Genomic DNA, 19707 nt, shown 5'->3' with positions numbered 1-19707 from the left:
TGCGGCGGGGTGGGCCGGGTGGTGTGTGCCGTTCAGCCGGTGGCGATCCGGTGGATCTCCGCGAGGGTGCGGGCACCGAGCAGGTCGGGGAGCGAGAGGCGGCGGCCGCTGAGGCCCTCCAGGGCGGTGAGCAGGCTCAGCAGGTGGAGCGAGTCCCAGCCGGGGAGGTCGTCGAAGTCCGCCTCGGCGTCCTCGGGGCCCAGCGGCAGGCCCAGTTCGGTGGCGGCCACGGCGATCAGTTCGGCGAGGCCGTCGGGGGCGCTCATACGGGGTGTCCTTCCAGGAGGCCGGCCAGTTCGGCGTCGAGGCGCAGGTGGCCGGGCGGGGGCAGTTCGGTTCCGAGGTCGTGGCGGAAGGCGAGGCTGCCGTCCGGTGGCGCGGGGCCGTCGGCGGGGACGAAGCCGTACCGGGGGAGGAGGTCCTTGACCGTGCCGTTGCGCGGGCTGGGCCGGTAGTGGCCGGTGACCTCGCGCAGGCCCCCGCCGGCGGCCAGGCCCAGGACGGCGGAGAGCACCGCCTGTTCGATGCCCCGGGAGAACACCCGGCAGCTCAGCAGGAAGTTGTCGATCCGCAGGGCGCCGCCCTCGCGGGCCAGGAAGACCGCGCCGACCAGGCCGTTGTCGCCGAAGCGGTCGGCGGAGCGCACGGTGAGCACCCCGGTGCCCTCGGCGGCCGCGAAGGCGGCCACCTCGGCGGGCTGGAGGCGGCGGGTGGTCAGGTTGAACTGGTTGGTGCGCAGGGTGAGTTGGGAGACCCGGGGGAGTTCCTCGGCCGCCAGCGGGCGCAGTCGGACGGTGACGTCCAGCTCGTTGAGGTAGTCGGCCAGGGAGTCGAAGCCCTGGAGGAAGTCGCTGCGGGCGACCTCGCCCCGGTAGAGCTCGGTGCGCCTGCGGTCCTCGCCGGTCAGCCTGCGGACGTCGAACCAGCCGTCGGAGAGCAGCCGTTCGACGTGCAGGGCCGGTTCCTCGTCCACCGCCACCACCGCGACCTCGGGCAACTCCCGCCGGACCAGGCCGCGTTCGAAGGGGGAGTCGTCGACGAAGACGAAGCCGGAGGTGCCCAGGTTGAGGGCCTCGGCGAGGTCCGTGAGCCCGGCCGGCTTGGGGCGCCAGTCGGCCGTCACCCGGACGAAGTCCGGCTCGCGCAGCGTCATTTCGGGGTGGTCGCGCAGCACCGACAGGACCGGCTCGCGATCGTTCTTGCTGACGGCGGCGAGAAGGACGCCCTGGGAGCCCAGCTGCTTGACCACCCGCTGGAACCCGCGGAACGCCTCGCCGCGCGGAGTGCCGCCCGCCTCGACGCCCTCCGGGCCGTCGTCGCCGAGGATGCCGCCCCACACCGTCTGGTCCAGGTCCAGGACGAGCACCTTGCGGGTCAGCCCGGCCAGGTGGCGGGCCAGGTGCCCGGCCTCGCGGGCGTAGGCGGCGAGCAGCGGCTCGGACAGGTGGGCCTTGGCGTAGGCGTCGAGCCGGGGGTCGGTGACGGGGACGCCCTCGGCGAGCAGCGGGTCGAGGTCGACGACCACCACCGCGGCGTTCTCCTCGCCCAGCCGCAGCAGCCGGGCGTTGGCCTCCCGCCAGAGCGCGCCCAGCCGGGCCCGGGACTGGTGGTCGACCAGCTGGTGGGTCCAACGGCGAGGAAGCGGAAGGGTGTTGAGGACCAGGACGCCTCGGGCGGTGGCCGCGAAGCGGGCCGCCAGTCCGGCGATCAGCTCGACCTTCCCGTCCAGCACCCGGGCCGCGTCCTCCGGCCGCCAGGGCAGCGGGACCTCGTCGAAGACCACGGCCGGGTCGAGCAGGCAGAGCGTCAGGTCCGGATCGGCGGCGTAGAGCGGGCTGCCGGGGTCGGACAGCTCGAAGACCCAGCTGTCGAAACTGCCCACGTACGGGCGCAACAGCAGTCCGTGGCGGGCGAGTTCGCCGGTCAGCGGGGCGACCAGCGGGCCGACGGTGCCGTGTCCGAGGACGGCGACGGTGAGCGCGGGGGTGCCCGGGTGGGCGGCCAGCACCTCCGCCGGGTCCAGCCCGGCCAGGATCCGGCCCGCGTGCGCCGTCCGGGAGGTGTCGGCCTCGGCCAGCAGGGCCCGGACGGCGGGGTACTCGGCGGCGAGGCGGCCCCGGCGGCGCAGGTCGAGCAGGGCCGGGGCCGGGTCGGCGGCGGTCGTTTCCAACGGGGGCTCTCCGATCGGTTCTTCGCGGTTCTGCGCGGGTCTTCCCGGTAAGGGCGCGGGGTCGGGGAAGAGGCGCGGGGCCGGGGAACGGGGCTGCCCGGCCATCCTGGCCGGACGGGCTGAACCGGGCCTGAACCCTGGCCCGGGGCCCGGTCCGCGCCCCGGTCCGAGGCCCGGGCCGGATCCCGGCTCGGCCCGGCGTGGGCGCGGCTCGGGCTCGGCGCGGGCCCGGCAGGTTCAGGGCCGGTTCAGGGCTGCTTTCGCCGGACCCCGGAGAGTGGGTGGCTCTCTGCGACCCCTGACCCCGACACCCCGGGAGGTACCGGGATGGACGTCCTGCGTTCCCGCTCGGCGCTCCGCCACCGGGCCGGTGCCTGGGCGCTGCGCCACATCCTGCTGCCGATGCGGTGGCTCACCGTCGCCTGGGCGCCGATGCCCGGTTGCGACGGCACGGAGTGGACCCCTCCGCCGAGGTCGCCGTGCACCGGCCCGCCGGCCGGACATCCCGAGCGGCTGCTGGTCGGGGTGCCGCCCACGCCCGTCGAGCGGGAGCTGTGGGCGCGCCTGAGCCGGCCGACCTGACCGTTCTGACCGATGCGACCGACCTGACCGCCCCGGCTGGCGCGACCGTCCTGACCGGACGCCGCCGCCACGACACCCCGCCGCCCCGCCACCGCCTCGACGAGGAGCAGGTATCCCGCGATGACCGCCAAGCCCGAGACCCCCGCCGCCCGCCGCACCGTCGTCCCCGCCGCCGAGGTGCCGCCCGGCGCCGTCGCCGTGGTCGGCCTGGCCTGCCGCCTGCCCGGCGCGCCCGACCCGGGGGCGTTCTGGGAGCTGCTGCGCGAGGGCCGGGACGCCGTCGGCGAGCCACCCGCGGACCGCTGGCCGCCGGACACCCCCGGCGTGCCGCGCGCGGGCGCCTTCCTGGAGCGGATCGACACGTTCGACGCCGGCTTCTTCGGGATCTCCCCGCGTGAGGCGGTCGCGATGGACCCGCAGCAGCGCTTGGTGCTGGAACTCGGCTGGGAGGTGCTGGAGGACGCCGGGCGCCTGCCCGCCCGGCTGCGCGACAGCCGTACCGGCGTCTTCGTCGGCGCCTTCCTGGACGACTACGCGGCGCTGGTGCACCGGCGAGGCCCGGACGCGGTGGACCGGCACACCCTGACGGGCCTCAACCGGGGCATGATCGCCAACCGGCTCTCGTACCACCTGGGCCTGCGCGGCCCGAGCCTGACCGTGGACACCGCGCAGTCCTCCTCCCTGGCCGCCGTCCACCTGGCCTGCGAGAGCCTGCGCCGCGGCGAGTCCGAGCTCGCCCTCGCCCTCGGGGTCAACCTGATCGCCGCGCCGGACAGCACCCTCGGCGCGGCCCGCTTCGGGGGCCTGTCCCCGCAGGGGCGCAGCCGCCCGCTCGACGCGGACGCCGACGGGTACGCGCGCGGCGAGGGCGGGGTCGCCGTCCTGCTCAAGCCGCTGGACCGGGCCCTGGCGGACGGCGACCGGGTGTACGGGGTGCTGCTCGGCAGCGCCATCGGCAACGACGGCGCCACCGACGGCCTGACCGTCCCCGGCGCCGACGGGCAGGCCGCCGTACTGGAGGCCGCCTACCGCCGGGCCGGGGTGGACCCGGCCGCCGTCCAGTACGTCGAGCTGCACGGCACCGGGACGGCCGTCGGGGACCCGGTCGAGGCGGCCGCCCTCGGCCGGGTGCTCGGTGCCGGGCGGGCCGAGGACGCCCCGCTGCTGGTGGGGTCGGCCAAGAGCAACGTGGGCCACCTGGAGGGCGCGGCGGGCCTGGTCGGCCTGCTGAAGACCGTGCTCGCGGTGTACCACGGCGAGCTGCCGCCGACCCTGCACCACCACGCCCCCAACCCCGCCGTCGACCTGACGGCGCTGCGGCTGAGGGTCGCCACCGGGCGCACCCCGTGGCCCGGCGCCGCGACGGGGGCCCGGCTGGCCGGGGTGAGCTCCTTCGGCATGGGCGGTACGGACGTCCACGTGGTGCTGGCCGGAGCCCCCGCGGTGCCCGCCTCCGCGTCACGGCCGGCGGCCCTGCCCGCGCCCGTGCTGCTCTCCGGGCGCGGACGCCCGGCCCTGTCCGGCCAGGCCGCCGCCCTGCGCGCCCACCTGGAGGCGCGCCCCGCGCTCGGCCCCGCCGACCTCGCGGGCCCGCTCGCCCTCGCCCGGACGGCCTTCGAGGACCGTGCCGTCCTGGTGGCCGAGGACCGGTCCGCCCTGCTCGCCGCCCTGGACGCGCTGGCCGTCGGCGAGGAGAGGCCCGGGACGGTCACCGGCACGGCGGGAACCGCGGGCGCCGTCGCCTTCCTGTTCCCCGGCCAGGGCAGCCAGCGCCCCGGCGCCGGACGCGAACTGTACGCCCGCCACCCGGTGTTCGCCGCCGCCCTGGACGAGACCCTGGCCGCCCTCGACCCGCACCTGGACCGGCCGCTCGGCGCCCTCCTGCTCGCGGAACCCGCAAGCCCCGAGGGCGAGTTGCTGGACCGCACCGAGTACACCCAGCCGGCCCTGTTCGCCCTCGGCACCGCGCTGCACGCCCTGCTGCGCTCCTGGGGCGTGACCCCCGACGCCGTGGCCGGGCACTCCATCGGCGAGATCGCCGCCGCCCACGCCGCCGGGGTGCTCACCCTCGCCGACGCCGCCGCCCTGATCACCGCCCGGGGCCGGCTGATGGCCGAACTCCCCTCCGGCGGCGCGATGGTGGCGGTCGAGGCCACGGAGCAGGAGGTGTTGGAGCACCTGGCCGGGCGGGAGGCGCAGGTGGGCATCGCCGCCGTCAACGGCCCGCGCGCCCTCGTCCTGTCCGGCGCCGAAGCGGCCGTGCTCGTGGTCGCCGCCGAACTCGCCGCCCTCGGGCGGCGCACCCGCCGGCTGCGGGTCGGCCACGCCTTCCACTCGCCGCTGATGGAACCGGCCCTGGCCCGCTTCCGAACCGTCGCCGCGCGCCTGTCGTACGCGCCGCCCCGGCTGCCGCTGGTCTCCACCCTCACCGGGCGGCCGGTCGGGGCCGACACCCTGGCCGACCCCGGGCACTGGGTGAGGCACGCCCGCGAGGCCGTCCGCTTCGCCGACGGGGTGCGTGCCCTGCACGGCCTCGGCGTGCGCACCCACCTCGAACTCGGCCCCGACGCGGTGCTCACCGCGCTCGCCCGGGACACGGCGGCGGCCGACGGGCTGGGCGCCGAGGTCGCCGGGGCCGCACTGCTGCGCCGGGGGCGTCCGGAGGAGGCGAGCCTGCTCGGTGCGGTCGGGCTGCTGCACGTCCGGGGCGGGGCGGTCGACTGGGCCCGGTATTTCGGGTCGGGGGCCTTCGGGTCGGGGGCCTTCGGGTCGGACGCGGACGGTCCGGCGGCCCGGGCGGTCGCACTGCCGACGTACGCGTTCCAGCGGGAGCGGTACTGGCCGGCGGGAACGGACACCGTGGCCGCTGCTGATGCTGCCGTCGAGCCGGTCGCCGCTGCTGCCGCCGAGCCGGTAGCCGAGCCGGTCGCCGTCCCCGAGGTGCCGGTGCTGCGGCCCGACCGCGACCTGCTGGAACTCGTCCGGGCCCAGGCTTCCGTGGTGCTCGGCCACCCGACCCCGGGGAGCCTCGACGGCCGACGGACCTTCAAGGACCTCGGCCTGGACTCGCTGGGCGCCGTCGAACTGCGGGACCGTCTGGCCGCCGCCACGGGCCTCGACCTGCCCGCGTCCGTCGTCTACGACCACCCGACCCCCGAAGCCCTGGCCCAGCACCTGCGCGGAGACGAGCGGGAGGCGACTGCCGCGCCGGTGGCGGTGGACGAGCCGGTGGCGATCGTGGGGATGGCGTGCCGGTATCCGGGTGACGTGGGGTCGCCGGAGGAGTTGTGGCGGCTGGTGGTGGAGGGGCGGGACGCCATTTCCCCGTTCCCGTCCGACCGTGGATGGGACCTGGAGGCGCTCTACCACCCGGACCCCGACCACCCGGGGACCAGCTACGCCCGGCACGGCGGATTCCTCGACGGCGCGGGCGGGTTCGACGCCGACTTCTTCGGGATCTCGCCGCGTGAGGCGGCCGCGATGGACCCGCAGCAGCGGCTGCTGCTCGAAACCTCCTGGGAGGCGCTGGAGTCGGCGGGTATCGACCCGGCCGGGCTGCGCGGCAGCCGCACCGGCGTCTACGTCGGCGCGACCGCGATGGAGTACGGCCCCCGGCTCTCCGAGGGGACGGACGGCGCGGACGGCTTCGTGCTCACCGGCAGCACCACCAGCGTCATCTCGGGCCGGGTGGCGTACTCCCTGGGCCTGGAGGGCCCGGCGGTGACGGTGGACACGGCCTGCTCCTCCTCGCTGGTCGCGCTGCACCAGGCGGCCGCCGCGCTGCGCACCGGGGACTGCGACCTGGCCCTGACCGGCGGGGTGACGGTCATGGCGAGCCCCGGCATGTTCGTGGAGTTCAGTCGGCAGCGGGGGTTGTCGGCGGACGGTCGGTGCCGGTCGTTCTCGGCGGGCGCGGACGGGACGGGCTGGTCGGAGGGGGTGGGGGTGCTGGTGGTGGAGCGTTTGTCGGACGCGCTTCGCCATGGGCACCGGGTGTTGGCGGTGGTGCGGGGTTCGGCGGTGAACCAGGACGGTGCGTCGAACGGGTTGACGGCGCCGAACGGTCCTTCGCAGGAGCGGGTGATCCGGGCGGCGCTGTCGGCCGCCGGTCTGGGGGCCTCCGAGGTCGACGCGGTGGAGGCCCACGGGACGGGGACGCGGCTGGGTGATCCGATCGAGGCGCGGGCGTTGCTGGCGACGTACGGGCGGGACCGCTCCGGTGAACGGCCGTTGTGGTTGGGCTCGTTGAAGTCGAACATCGGGCATGCGCAGGCTGCTGCGGGTGTGGGCGGTGTGATCAAGATGGTGCGGGCGCTGGCGGAGGGGGTGCTGCCCGCGTCGCTGCATGCGGGGGAGCCGTCGGAGCTGGTGGACTGGTCCTCGGGCGGGGTGGAGCTGCTGGCCGAGGCGCGGGAGTGGCCGGAGGTGGGGCGTCCGCGTCGGGCGGGGGTGTCCTCGTTCGGGATCAGTGGCACCAACGCGCATGTGATTCTCGAGCAGGCGCCGCAGGCGGTGGCGCGGGCGGTGGCTCGGCCGGAGGCCGGGGAGCCGGAGGTGGTGGCCTGGCCGGTCTCGGCGCGCAGTGGGACCGCGCTGCGCGAACAGGCCGCAAGGCTGCTGGCCTTCGCGGAGAAACACCCGGAGGTGGACGGGAGCGCGCTGGGCCGGGCCCTGGCCACCACCCGGTCCTCCTTCGAGCAGCGGGCGGTGGCCCTCGGGTCGGACCGTGCCGAACTGCTGGACGGCCTGCGGGCGTTGGCCGCCGGCGCGGATGCCCCCGGGCTGGTCTCCGGCTCCGCCGGGGCGGATGGCCGTATGGCGTTCGTGTTCACCGGGCAGGGGAGCCAGCGGGTGGGCATGGGGCGCGAGCTGTACGAGGCGTTCCCGGTGTTCGCGGCGGCGTTCGACGAGGTGTGCGCGGCCTTCGACCCGCTGTGGGGGCGGTCGCTACGTGAAGTGGTCTTCGAGGGTGGGGAGTTGCTGGACCGTACGGCGTTCACGCAGCCGGCGTTGTTCGCGGTGGAGGTGGCGCTGTACCGGCTGGTGGTGTCGGCGGGGCACTCGATCGGCGGGGTGGTCGCGGCCTATGTGGCGGGGGCGTTCTCCCTGGAGGATGCGGCTGTGCTGGTGGCGGCCCGTGGCCGGTTGATGGAGTCCGCGCGTTCGGGTGGGGCGATGGTGGCGGTGGAGGCCACGGAGGAGGAGGTACTGCCCGAACTGGCCGGTCGGGAAGGGGCGGTGTCGCTGGCGGCCGTGAACGGGCCGCGTTCGGTGGTGCTCTCCGGTGACGCGGAGGTGGTCCTGGAGCTGGCCGATGCCTGGCGTGAACGCGGGCGCCGTATTCGAAAGCTGACGGTCAGCCATGCTTTCCACTCGCCGCACATGGATTCGGTGCTGGAGGAGTTCGCCCAGGTCGTGGCCGGGGTGGAGTTCACCGAGCCGCTCCTGCCGGTGGTCTCCGACCTGACCGGCCCCGCTCGTCCGGGAGGCCCTGGACGAGGACCCCGGCCTCACCGTCGTCCCGCTCGCCCGCCGGGACCGGCCGGAGGCCCGCACCCTGGCCGCCGCGCTCGCCCGGCTGCACACCGCCGGTGCCCCGGTCGAGGTGCTGCGGCCGCTGCTGCCCGGCCCGGCCGTCCGGCTGGACCTGCCCACCTACCCGTTCCAGCACACCCACTACTGGTCGGCGCCCCGCCCGGCCGCCGACGCCGCCGCCCTCGGGCTGGCCGAGGCCGGACACCCCCTGCTGGCGGCCGCCGTCGGCACCGCCGAGGACGGCGGACTGCTGCTGACCGGCCGGCTCTCCACGGCTTCCCTGCCCTGGCTCGCCGACCACGACATCCTCGGCACCCCGCTGCTGCCCGGCACCGCGTTCCTGGAACTCGCCCTGGCCGCCGCCGCCCGGATCGGCGCCGAGGGCGTCGAGGACCTCACCCTGCACGCACCGCTGCCGCTGCCCGCCGGAGGCGCCGTCCAACTCCAGCTCGCCGTAGGCCCGTTGGACGCCGACGGCCGTCGCCCCCTGGCCATCCACGCCCGCCCCCAGCGCCCCGGCCAGGAGGATACCGAGGGCTGGACCAGGCATGCCGAAGGGACGCTCGCGGAGGCGCTGCCGGTGGCGGCGGCTCTCGGCGCCTGGCCCCCAGTCGGGGCCGAAGCGCTGGACACGGACGCGCTGTACGCCCGGCTGCTCGCCCGGGGGTACGCGTACGGGCCCGCCTTCCAGGGCGTGCGCGCGGCCTGGCGGCGCGGACCGGAGCTGTTCGCCGAACTCGAGCTGAGCGAGGAACAGGCGGCCTCCGCCGCCGAGTTCGGCATCCACCCGGCGCTGCTGGACGCCGCGCTGCATCCGCTGGTGGACGCCGAGACCGCCGACCGGGACGCCGCCGAGGGCGGCCTGCCGCTGCCGTTCTCCTTCGGCGCCGTCCGGCTGCACGCCGAGGGCGCGGCCCACCTGCGGGTCCGCTGGACAACGGGCGCCGGGGGAGCGGCACTCGAGGCGTTCGACGTCGAGGGCCGGCCCGTCCTGTCCCTCGGCTCGCTCGCCCTGCGCACGGCGACACCGGCCGACGCCTCCGACCCGGCCGACGGGCGCGGCGCCCTGCACCGCCTCGACTGGCGGGCGGTGCCGGTCGGCGCCCAACCCGCCCCCGGGCGAACGCTGTTGCTCGGCCCTGCACTCCAGGGACTGCCCGCCCTGCCCGCCGTTCCGGACCTGGACGGGCTGCGGGCCGCGCTCGACGCGGGGGAGCCCGCGCCCGACACCGTCCTCGCCCTGCTCCCGCCGTCCGGCGCCGACCGGCCCGAGGAGGCCCGCGAGCTCACCCGCGAGGCGCTGCGACTGGCCCAACACTGGCTCGCCGACGAGCGGTTGGCGGACACCCGGCTCGCCGTCCTCACCCGCCGCGCGGTCGCCGTCAGCGCCGAGGACACCGCGCCCGACCCGGCCGCGGCCGCCGTCTGGGGCCTGCTGCGCAGCGCCCAGAGCGAGCAGCCCGACCGGTTCCAGCTCGTCGACCTGGACGAGGACCCGGCCTCGGCCGCCGCGCTCCCGGGGGCCCTGGCCACGGGCCTGCCCCAACTCACCCTGCGCGCGGGCACGGTGCTCCGGCCCGTGCTCCAGCCGGTGCCGACCCGCCCCTCCCAGGAACACGACGCCGCCGCCGTCGTGCCGGACCTGACCGAGGGCACCGTCCTGATCACCGGCGGCACCGGGGGCCTGGGCGCCCTCCTCGCCCGCCACCTGGTCGAGCGGCACGGCGTCCGACGGCTGCTGCTGGTCAGCCGCCGAGGCCCGGAGGCCCCCGGAGCGGCGGAGCTGGCCGCCGAACTGGCCGCGCACGGCGCCGAGGTGGCCTTCGCCGCCGCCGACACCGGCGACCGGGCCGCGCTGGCGAAGGTGCTCGCCGAACCGCCCGCGGACCGACCGCTGCGCGCCGTCTTCCACCTCGCCGGGATCGTCGACGACGCCACCCTCACCGGACTCGACGCCGACCGGATCGCCCGGGTGCTGCGCCCCAAGGCGGAGGCCGCCTGGCACCTGCACGAGCTCACCGCGGGCCACGACCTCGCCGCCTTCGTCCTCTTCTCCTCGGTTTCCGGCATCACCGGCACCGCGGGCCAGGGCGGCTACGCGGCCGCCAACACCTTCCTGGACGCGCTCGCCCAGCACCGCCGGGCACACGGCCTGCCCGCGCTCTCCCTGGCCTGGTCGCTCTGGGCCGAGCAGGACGGCATGGCCGGCGCCCTGGGCGCCGAGGCCCTGCGCCGCTGGAGCCGCAGTGGTCTGCCGCCGCTGGAGACCAGGGCCGCGCTGGACCTGCTCGACGCGGCGCTCGCCGCATCCGACGCGCTGCCAGTGTCTGACGCGGTACTGGTGCCCGCCCGGATCGACCGGGCCGCGCTGCGCGCCCGCGCCGCCGAGGGCCCGCTGCCGGGACCGCTGCGCGGCCTGGTCGGCACGCCCGCACGCCGCAGTGCCGCCGCCCGGACCGGCGGCCCGGCGGGCGGCACCGGCTGGGCCGAGCGCACCGCCGCCCTGCCCGAGGCCGAACGCGCCCGGACCGTCGAGGAGTTGGTGCGCGGAGCCGTGGCCGCCGTGCTCGGGCACGGCGGCGCGGACACCGTCGCCGCCGACCGGGCCTTCAAGGACCTCGGCCTGGACTCGCTGACCGCCGTCGACCTGCGCAACCGCCTCAACACCGTGACGGGCCTGCGCCTGCCCGCCACCGTCGTCTTCGACCAGCCCTCCCCGGCCGCGCTCGCCCGGCGCCTGCTCGCGGAGCTGGACGTCACCCGGACCGTGGCCCCGGAGGCGCCCGCTCGGCGGGTGGCGGTGGACGAGCCGGTGGCGATCGTGGGGATGGCGTGCCGGTATCCGGGTGACGTGGGGTCGCCGGAGGAATTGTGGCGGCTGGTGGTGGAGGGGCGGGACGCGATCTCCCCGTTCCCGTCCGACCGTGGATGGGACCTGGAGGGGCTCTACCACCCGGACCCCGACCACTTCGGCACCTCCTACACCCGCGAGGGCGGATTCCTGCACCGCGCCGCCGACTTCGACGCCGACTTCTTCGGGATCTCGCCGCGTGAGGCGGCGGCGATGGACCCGCAGCAGCGGCTGCTGCTGGAGTCCTCCTGGGAGGCGCTGGAGTCGGCGGGTATCGACCCGGCCGGGCTGCGCGGCAGCCGCACCGGCGTCTTCGCCGGGGTGATGTACAGCGACTACGGCTCGCGGCTGCAGCGCGCCCCCGAGGGCTACGAGGGGTACCTGCTGACCGGCAACACCTCGAGCGTGATCTCCGGCCGGATCGCCTACACCTTCGGCCTGGAGGGCCCGGCGGTGACGGTGGACACGGCCTGCTCCTCCTCGCTGGTCGCGCTGCACCTGGCCGCGCAGGCGCTGCGCAGCGGCGAGGCCACCCTCGCCCTGGCCGGCGGCGTCACCGTGATGGCCCGGCCGGACACCTTCGTGGAGTTCAGTCGGCAGCGGGGGTTGTCGGCGGACGGTCGGTGCCGGTCGTTCTCGGCGGGTGCGGACGGGACGGGGTGGTCGGAGGGGGTGGGGGTGTTGGTGGTGGAGCGTTTGTCGGACGCGTTGCGGCATGGGCACCGGGTGTTGGCGGTGGTGCGGGGTTCGGCGGTGAACCAGGACGGTGCGTCGAACGGGTTGACCGCGCCGAACGGTCCTTCGCAGGAGCGGGTGATCCGGGCGGCGCTGTCAGCCGCCGGGCTGGGCACGGCGGACGTGGACGTGGTGGAGGCCCACGGGACGGGGACGCGGCTCGGTGATCCGATCGAGGCGCAGGCGCTGCTGGCGACGTACGGTCAGGACCGCCCGTCCGAACAGCCCCTGTGGCTCGGGTCGTTGAAGTCGAACATCGGTCACAGCCAGGCGGCTGCCGGTGTCGGTGGTGTGATCAAGATGGTGCGGGCGCTGGCGGAGGGGGTGCTGCCGGGGTCGTTGTACGCCGGGGAGCCGTCGGAGCTGGTGGACTGGTCCTCGGGCGGGGTGGAGCTGCTGGCGGAAGCGCGGGAGTGGCCGGAGGTGGGGCGTCCGCGCCGGGCGGGGGTGTCCTCGTTCGGGATCAGTGGCACCAACGCGCATGTGATCCTCGAGCAGGCGCCGCAGGCGGTGGCGCGGGCGGTGGCTCGGCCGGAGGCCGGGGAGCCGGAGGTGGTCGCCTGGCCGGTTTCGGCGGGCAGTGGGACCGCGCTGCGCGAACAGGCCGCAAGGCTGCTGGCCTTCGCCCAGGACCGTACGGAACTGGCCCCGGCCCGCCTCGGGCTCGCACTCGCCCGGACGCGTGGCGCACTGGACCACCGTGCCGTCGTGGTCGGCGCCGACCGTACCGAACTGCTGGACGGCCTACGGGCCTTGGCCTCGGAGGAGGAGAGCCCGGCGACGGTTTCGGGCCGGGTGTCAGCCGGTGGCCGGACGGGGTTCGTGTTCACCGGGCAGGGGAGCCAGCGGGTGGGCATGGGGCGTGAACTGTACGAGGCGTTCCCGGTGTTCGCGGCGGCGTTCGACGAGGTGTGCGCGGCCTTCGACCCGCATCTCGGCCGTCCGCTGCGCGAGGTGGTCTTCGAGGGTGGGGAGTTGCTGGACCGTACGGCGTTCACGCAGCCGGCGTTGTTCGCGGTGGAGGTGGCGCTGTACCGGCTGGTGGTGTCGGCGCGTTCGTGGCGGGGGCGTTCTCCCTGGAGGATGCGGCTGTGCTGGTGGCGGCCCGTGGCCGGTTGATGGAGTCGGCGCGTTCGGGTGGGGCGATGGTGGCGGTGGAGGCCACGGAGGAGGAGGTGCTGCCCGAACTGGCCGGTCGGGAAGGGGTGGTGTCGTTGGCGGCCGTGAACGGGCCGCGTTCGGTGGTGCTCTCCGGCGATGCGCAGGCGGTCCTGGAGCTTGCCGATGCCTGGCGTGAACGCGGGCGCCGTACCCGAAAGCTGACGGTCAGTCATGCTTTCCATTCGCCGCACATGGATTCGGTGCTGGAGGAGTTCGCCCAGGTCGTGGCCGGGGTGGAGTTCACCGAGCCGCTCCTGCCGGTGGTCTCCGACCTGACCGGCCTCGGTGCGGACGCGCCCGCCGTCACCGCGTCCGCCCTGCGCGGGGACCGCCCCGAGGCGCGGACCCTGGCGACTGCCCTCGCCCGGCTTGCCGTCACCGGAACCCCGGTCGACTGGCCGACCCTGACCGGGGTGACCGGCCGAATCGCCGACGCGCCCGAACTGCCCACCTACCCGTTCGAGCACCGCCGCTATTGGCTCGACGCCGAGGCCGCCCCGGCCGACCCGCGCGAGGTGGGCCTCGACCGGGCCGACCACCCGCTTCTCGGCGCGGAGCTCCAACTCCCGGACAGCGGAAGCCTGCTACTCACCGGGCGGCTGTCCCCGGCCGCGCTGCCCTGGCTCGCCGACCACGAGATCCTCGGCACCCCGTTGCTGCCCGGCGCCGCCCTGGTCGAGCTGGCGCTGCGGGCGGGGGAGCGCGCCGGTGCCCGGCACCTGGCCGAACTGACCCTGGAGGCCCCGCTGCCGCTGCCCGTCGAGGGCGCCGTGCAACTCCAGCTCGCCGTGGGCCCCCCGGAGCCGGACGGTCGGAGGCCCCTGGCCGTGCACGCCCGACCGGCAGGGGAGGAGGAGGCGCCCTGGACCCGGCACGCCACCGGCTCGCTGGCCCCCGAGGCCCCCGAGGCCCCCGAAACCCCAGAAGCCGCCGAAACCCGCGGGCCCGCCGAACCCGCCGAAACCCCCGCGGCCCCCGGGTTCGCCGACCTGCGGGCCTGGCCCCCGGCCGGCGCCGAAGCGCTGGACACGGACGCGCTGTACCCCCGACTCGCCGCCGACGGCTACCGCTACGGCCCCGCCTTCCAGGGCCTGCGCGCCGCCTGGCGGGCCGCCGACGGCACGCTCTACGCCGAGGTCGAGCTGCCCGAGGGCCCCGCGGCCGACGCCGGGGCGTACGGGCTGCACCCGGCCCTGCTGGACGCCGCCCTGCACCTGCTCGCCGGGGGCGGGCAGCCCGGCCTGCTGCTGCCCTTCGCCTGGAGCGGTGTCACCGTGCACGCCGTCGGCGCCGCCTCCGCCCGGGTGGCGCTGCGGCCCACCGACGGCGGCTACCGGCTGGCCCTCGCCGACGGCCTGGGCGAGCCGCTGGCCGAGGTCGCCCGGCTCGACCTGCGTCCCGTCGCCCCGGAGGCGCTGGCCCGCAGCCTGCGGACCACCGCCGACCGCTCGCTGTACGCGCTCGCCTGGGAACCCGCGCCGACCACGGCCCCCGAGGACGCTGCCGTCGCCGTCCTCCTCCCGGCCGGGCGGCGGCCGGACCTCGAACTGCTGCCCGCCGCCGCCCCGGTGACGGCCCTGGCCGAACTCCCGGACCCGGTGCCGCCGACCGTCCTGCTCCCGTACGCCACCCCGGCCGACGCCGAGGACCCGGCGGAGGCTTCCCGCGCCGCCGCCGGAGTCCTGCTGCCGGTGCTCCAGGAGTGGCTGGCCGGGCCGCGCTTCGCCGGCTCCCGGCTGGTCCTGCTCACCCGGGGCGCCGTCACCACCGGCGCGGAGGACCCCGTCCGGGACCTCGCCGCCGCCTCCGTGCGGGGACTGTTCCGCTCGGCCGCCGCCGAACACCCGGGCCGGATCGGTTTGGTGGACGCCGGGGAGGGTGAACGCGTGGCACCGGAAACCCTTCCGCTCGACCAGGAAGCGGAACTGACGATCCGCCAGGGAATCCCGCTCCGCCCGAGGCTGACCCGCCCCGAATTCCCGAACGGACAACCGGACTTCGGCGCCGGGACCGTCCTGCTCACCGGCGCCTCCGGTGCGCTCGGCGCGCTGGTGGCCCGCCATCTGGTGCACACCCACGGCGTCCGGGGCCTGCTCCTGCTCAGCCGCCGGGGAACCGTCGAACCGGGCCTGGTGGAGGAGCTGACGGAGGCCGGAGCCGCCGTGGCGACCGTCGCCGCCGACGTCGCCGACCCGCAGGCCGTCCGTGCCGCCCTGGACCGGGCGCCCGCCGGGCTGCCGGTCAGCGCCGTCCTGCACGCGGCCGGGGTGGTCGACGACGGCGTGACCGAGGGGCTCACCGCCGACCGGGTCGCCGCCGTGCTGCGGCCCAAGGCCGACGGCGCCTGGGCCCTCCACCGGGCGACGGCGGAGCTGCCCCTGCGCGCCTTCGTGCTCTTCTCCTCCGTCGCCGGGCTCCTCGGCACCGCCGGGCAGGGCCCGTACGCGGCCGCCAACTCCTTCCTCGACGCGCTCGCCGCCCACCGGCGCCAACTCGGCCTTCCCGGGCTGTCCCTGGCCTGGGGCCTCTGGGACGGCGAGGGTATGGGCAGCCGGCTCTCCACCGCCGACCTGGCGCGGCTGGCCCGCACCGGCATCGCCCCGCTGCCCCCGGCCGAGGCGCTCGCCCTGCTCGACGAGGCGCTCGCCTCGCCGCACGCCCTGCTCGCACCCGTACGGCTGGACCTCGCCACCCCCGCCGCCACCGGCACCGCCCTGGCCGCGCCGCTGCGCGCACTGGCCCGCCCGGCCCCGCGTCGCGCGGCAGGCGCCGTACGGGCGGCGGCGGGTGCCACCCCGCTCGCGGAGCGGCTCGCGGCACTGCCGGAGGCCGAACGCGGACTGCTGCTGCGGGAGTTGGTCCGCACCGCCACGGCCGCCGTGCTCGGGCACAGCGGGTCGCAGGCCGTGGAGGAGGAGCGCTCCTTCACCGAGCAGGGCTTCGACTCCCTGGCCGCCGTCGACCTGCGCAACCGGCTCAACGCGGCCACGGGCCTGGCACTCTCCGCCACCCTGGTCTTCGACCACCCGAGCCCGGCGGCCCTCGCCGCCCACCTGGGCGAGACCCTGCTGCCGTCCCTCCGCGGCACCGGTGAGGACCGGCCCCCGCAGCCGACGGCGGCGACCGACGAGGACCCGATCGCGATCGTCGGCATCGGCTGCCGCTACCCCGGCGGGGTGCGCTCCGCCACCGACCTGTGGCAACTCGTCGCCGACCGGGTCGACGCCGTCGGCCCGTTCCCCGAGGACCGCGGCTGGCGCCCGGAGCGGCTCTTCCACCCCGACCCGGAGCGGCCCGGCACCTCCGCCGCCCGCGAGGGCGGATTCCTCTACGACGCCGCCGACTTCGACCCCGCCTTCTTCGGCATGAGCCCCCGCGAGGCGCTGGCCACCGACCCGCAGCAGCGGATCCTGCTGGAGACGGCCTGGGAGGCCGTCGAACGGGCCGGCATCGACCCGGGGACCCTGCGCGGCAGCCGGACCGGCGTCTTCGTCGGCGTGATGTACAACGACTACGGCTCCCGGCTCAGTCAGGCCCCGGAGGCGCCCGACGGCTACGAGGGCTACCTGGTCAGCGGCAGCGCCGGCAGCGTCGCCTCCGGGCGGGTCTCCTACGCGCTCGGCCTGGAGGGCCCGGCGGTGACGGTGGACACGGCCTGCTCCTCGTCCCTGGTCGCACTGCACCTGGCCGCGCAGGCGCTGCGCAGCGGCGAGGCCACCCTCGCCCTGGCCGGCGGCGTCACCGTGATGGCCACCCCCGCCACCTTCGTCGAGTTCAGCCGCCAGCGCGGGCTGGCCCCCGACGGCCGCTGCAAGCCGTTCGCGGCCGGCGCCGACGGCACCGGCTGGGCCGAGGGCGCGGGCGTACTCGTGCTGGAGCGGCTCTCCGACGCCCGGCGCCACGGGCACCCGGTGCTGGCCCTGGTGCGCGGCACGGCGGTCAACCAGGACGGTGCGTCCAACGGGCTGACGGCGCCGAACGGCCCCGCCCAGCAGCGGGTCATCCGGGCCGCGCTCGCCTCCGCCCGGCTGGCGGCGGACGGCGTGGACGCCGTCGAGGCGCACGGGACGGGCACCCGGCTCGGCGACCCGATCGAGGCCCAGGCGCTGCTCGCGACCTACGGGCAGGACCGCCCGGCCGGTCGGCCGCTGTGGCTGGGCTCGATCAAGTCGAACATCGGCCACAGCCAGGCGGCGGCGGGCGTGGCGGGCGTGATCAAGATGGTCGAGGCCATCCGGCGCGGCCGCCTGCCCGCGACCCTGCACCTGGACGCGCCCTCGCCGCACGTGGACTGGACGGCCGGGGCGGTGGAACTGCTCGCCGAGGCACGGGACTGGCCGGAGCTCGACCGCCCGCGCCGGGCGGGGGTGTCCTCCTTCGGGATCAGCGGTACCAACGCGCACGTCATCCTGGAGCAGGCCCCGGCGGCCGACGAGCCCGAGACGCCGTCGCTGTCGCCGTCGCCGTCGCCGTCGTTGTCGCCGTCGGGGACGGTGCTCTGGCCCGTGTCGGCACGCACCGAACCCGCGCTGCGGGACCAGGCACAGCGGCTGCTCGCCCTCGCCGCCGACCTGCCCGAGGAGCAACTCGCCCGGACGGGCGCCGCGTTGGCCGCCACCCGCACGGCCTTCGAGCAGCGCGCGGCCGTGCTCGGCGGCTCCCGCGCCGAACTCCTCGACGGGCTGCGGGCGCTGGCCGCCGGGACCGACTCCCCGGGCCTGCTGCGCGGCAGCGCCCTCGGCGGCCGCACGGCCTTCGTCTTCACCGGCCAGGGAAGCCAACGCGTCGGAATGGCACGGGAGTTGTACGAGACCCACGCGGAGTTCGCGGCCGCCCTCGACGAGGTGTGCGCGGCCTTCTCGCCGCATCTCGAACGGCCGCTGCGGGAGGTCCTCTTCGAGGAGACGGGCCTGCTGGACCGCACCGCCTACACCCAACCCGCCCTGTTCGCCGTACAGTTCGCACTCCTGCGCCTGCTCGCCCACTGGGGGGTCCGGCCCGACGCCGTCCTCGGGCACTCGATCGGCGCCGTCGCCGCCGCCCACGCCGCCGGGGTGCTCACCCTGGCGGACGCCGTCACCCTGGTCGCCGCGCGCAGCCGGCTGATGGACGCGCTGCCCGCCGGGGGCGCCATGCTCTCCTTCCGGGCCACCGAGACGGAGGTCCTCGCCGCCCTGGAAGGGCACACCGACCTGGCCTCGGTGGCGGCCGTCAACGGCCCGCGGGCCACCGTCGTCTCCGGCGAGGAGAACGCCGTCCTGGCCGTCGCCGCCCGGCTCGCCGCCACGGGCGCCAAAGCCCGTCGGCTGACCACCAGCCACGCCTTCCACTCCCCGCTGATGGACCCCGTGCTGGAGGAGTTCCGCGCCGCCCTCGACGGTCTCGCCTTCGGCCGCCCCGCCATCCCGTTCGTCTCCGACCTGACCGGCCGCCCGGCCTCTCCCGAGGAGACCGCCTCGCCCGACTACTGGGCCCGCCACGTGCGCGGGACCGTCCGCTTCGCCGACGGCGTCCGGGCCCTGCGCGAGCTCGGCACCGTGCGCTACCTGGAGATCGGGCCCGACACCCTGCTCACCACCCTCGTCCAGGACGTCCTGGACGCCTCGGACGCCTCGAACGACACAGAGGTTGTCACGGCGGTGGCGACGCTGCGGCGCGGTCGCGGCGAGGCGGCGACCCTGCTGCGGGCCGTCGCCACCGTGCACGCCGCCGGAGGCGCCGTCGACTGGCCCGCCGTCCTGGGCGCGCCCGCAGCCCCGGGCCCGGACCTGCCGACCTACCCCTTCCAGCGCACCCGGCACTGGCTCGACGCCCCGGCCACCACCGGCGACATCGGCGCCGCCGGCCTCACCAGCGCCGACCACCCCTTCCTCGGCGCCGCCGTCGAACTCGCCGACGGCACCGGCACGGTCCTCACCGGCCGCCTGGACCTGCGCGAACACCCCTGGCTCGCCGGACACACCGTCGCCGGCGCCACCGTCCTGCCCGCCACCGCCCTCCTCGACCTCGCCCTCCACGCAGGCCGCGCCGCGGGCCTGCCCGTGCTCGCATCCCTCGACCTGGAAGCCCCACTGCTGCTCCCGGCCGACAGCGCGCTACGCCTCCAGGTCGCGCTGGCCCCGGCGGACGACACCGGCGAACGGGCCGTACGCATCCACGCCCGGCCCGAGGGCGCGGCCGGGGAACCCTGGACGCGCCACGCCGCCGGGGTGCTCGCGCCCGGGGCGGGGGCGGGGGCAGGGTCGGAGGCTCCGGCCTTCGGCAGCTGGCCGCCGCCCGGCGCCCGGCCCGTCGATGCCGAGGAGCTGTACACCGCCCTCGCCGCCCATGGCCTCGGCTACGGCGGCGCCTTCCGTACCGTCACCGCCGCCTGGCGCCAGCCCGACGGCGGTCTCTGGGCCGAACTGGCCGGCCCCGGCGAAGGCGCCCGCGACGCCGACCGGCGCTTCGCCGTGCCGCCCGCCGCCCTGGACGCGGCCCTCCACCCCTGGGCGCACGCGGGCCTGCCCGCCGACGGCCGCACGACCCTGCGGCTGCCCGTCGCCTGGCGCGAGGTCCGTACGTACGGGCCCGTCCCCGCCGGGCCGCTGCGGGCCCGGGTCACCCCGGACGGGGAGCACCGCGCCGCCGTCACCCTGTACGACGCCGACGGCGCCCCGCTGCTGCACGCCGG

The 19707-nt window shown here is 76.8% G+C and carries 3 protein-coding genes and 1 pseudogene; 2 read left to right on the top strand and 2 right to left on the bottom strand.

Annotated elements, in window-relative coordinates; translation table 11 throughout:
• Window positions 1-32: 32 nt before the first annotated feature.
• Window positions 33-266, bottom strand: coding sequence for a phosphopantetheine-binding protein (locus tag IH61_RS0128910; RefSeq protein ID WP_031075126.1), 234 nt, complete (start codon window positions 264-266; stop codon window positions 33-35).
• Window positions 263-2170 (bottom strand): HAD-IIIC family phosphatase, encoded by a 1908-nt coding sequence (locus tag IH61_RS49735; RefSeq protein ID WP_051838239.1) that lies wholly within the window; start codon window positions 2168-2170, stop codon window positions 263-265. Before IH61_RS49735 ends, IH61_RS0128910 begins: the two co-directional genes overlap by 4 nt.
• Before the next feature lie 327 nt (window positions 2171-2497).
• Between IH61_RS49735 and IH61_RS0128900 the strand changes: the two genes are divergently transcribed.
• Window positions 2498-2752 (top strand): DUF6059 family protein, encoded by a 255-nt coding sequence (locus tag IH61_RS0128900; protein ID WP_031075122.1) that lies wholly within the window; start codon window positions 2498-2500, stop codon window positions 2750-2752.
• A gap of 177 nt (window positions 2753-2929) precedes the next feature.
• Window positions 2930-19681: pseudogene (locus tag IH61_RS50400) on the top strand (SDR family NAD(P)-dependent oxidoreductase); the annotation flags it as partial.
• Window positions 19682-19707: the final 26 nt, after the last annotated feature.

This window comes from Streptomyces sp. NRRL WC-3742 (genome assembly GCF_000720635.1).
Classification (GTDB): domain Bacteria; phylum Actinomycetota; class Actinomycetes; order Streptomycetales; family Streptomycetaceae; genus Kitasatospora.
This window is presented reverse-complemented; position numbering and strand designations above follow the sequence as displayed.

Bases quoted from the DNA above. Each gene is read 5' to 3' on its own strand.
- IH61_RS0128900 (WP_031075122.1), top strand. From the start codon at position 2,498: ATGGACGTCCTGCGTTCCCGCTCGGCGCTCCGCCACCGGGCCGGTGCC.
- IH61_RS0128910 (WP_031075126.1), bottom strand. From the start codon at position 266: ATGAGCGCCCCCGACGGCCTCGCCGAACTGATCGCCGTGGCCGCCACC.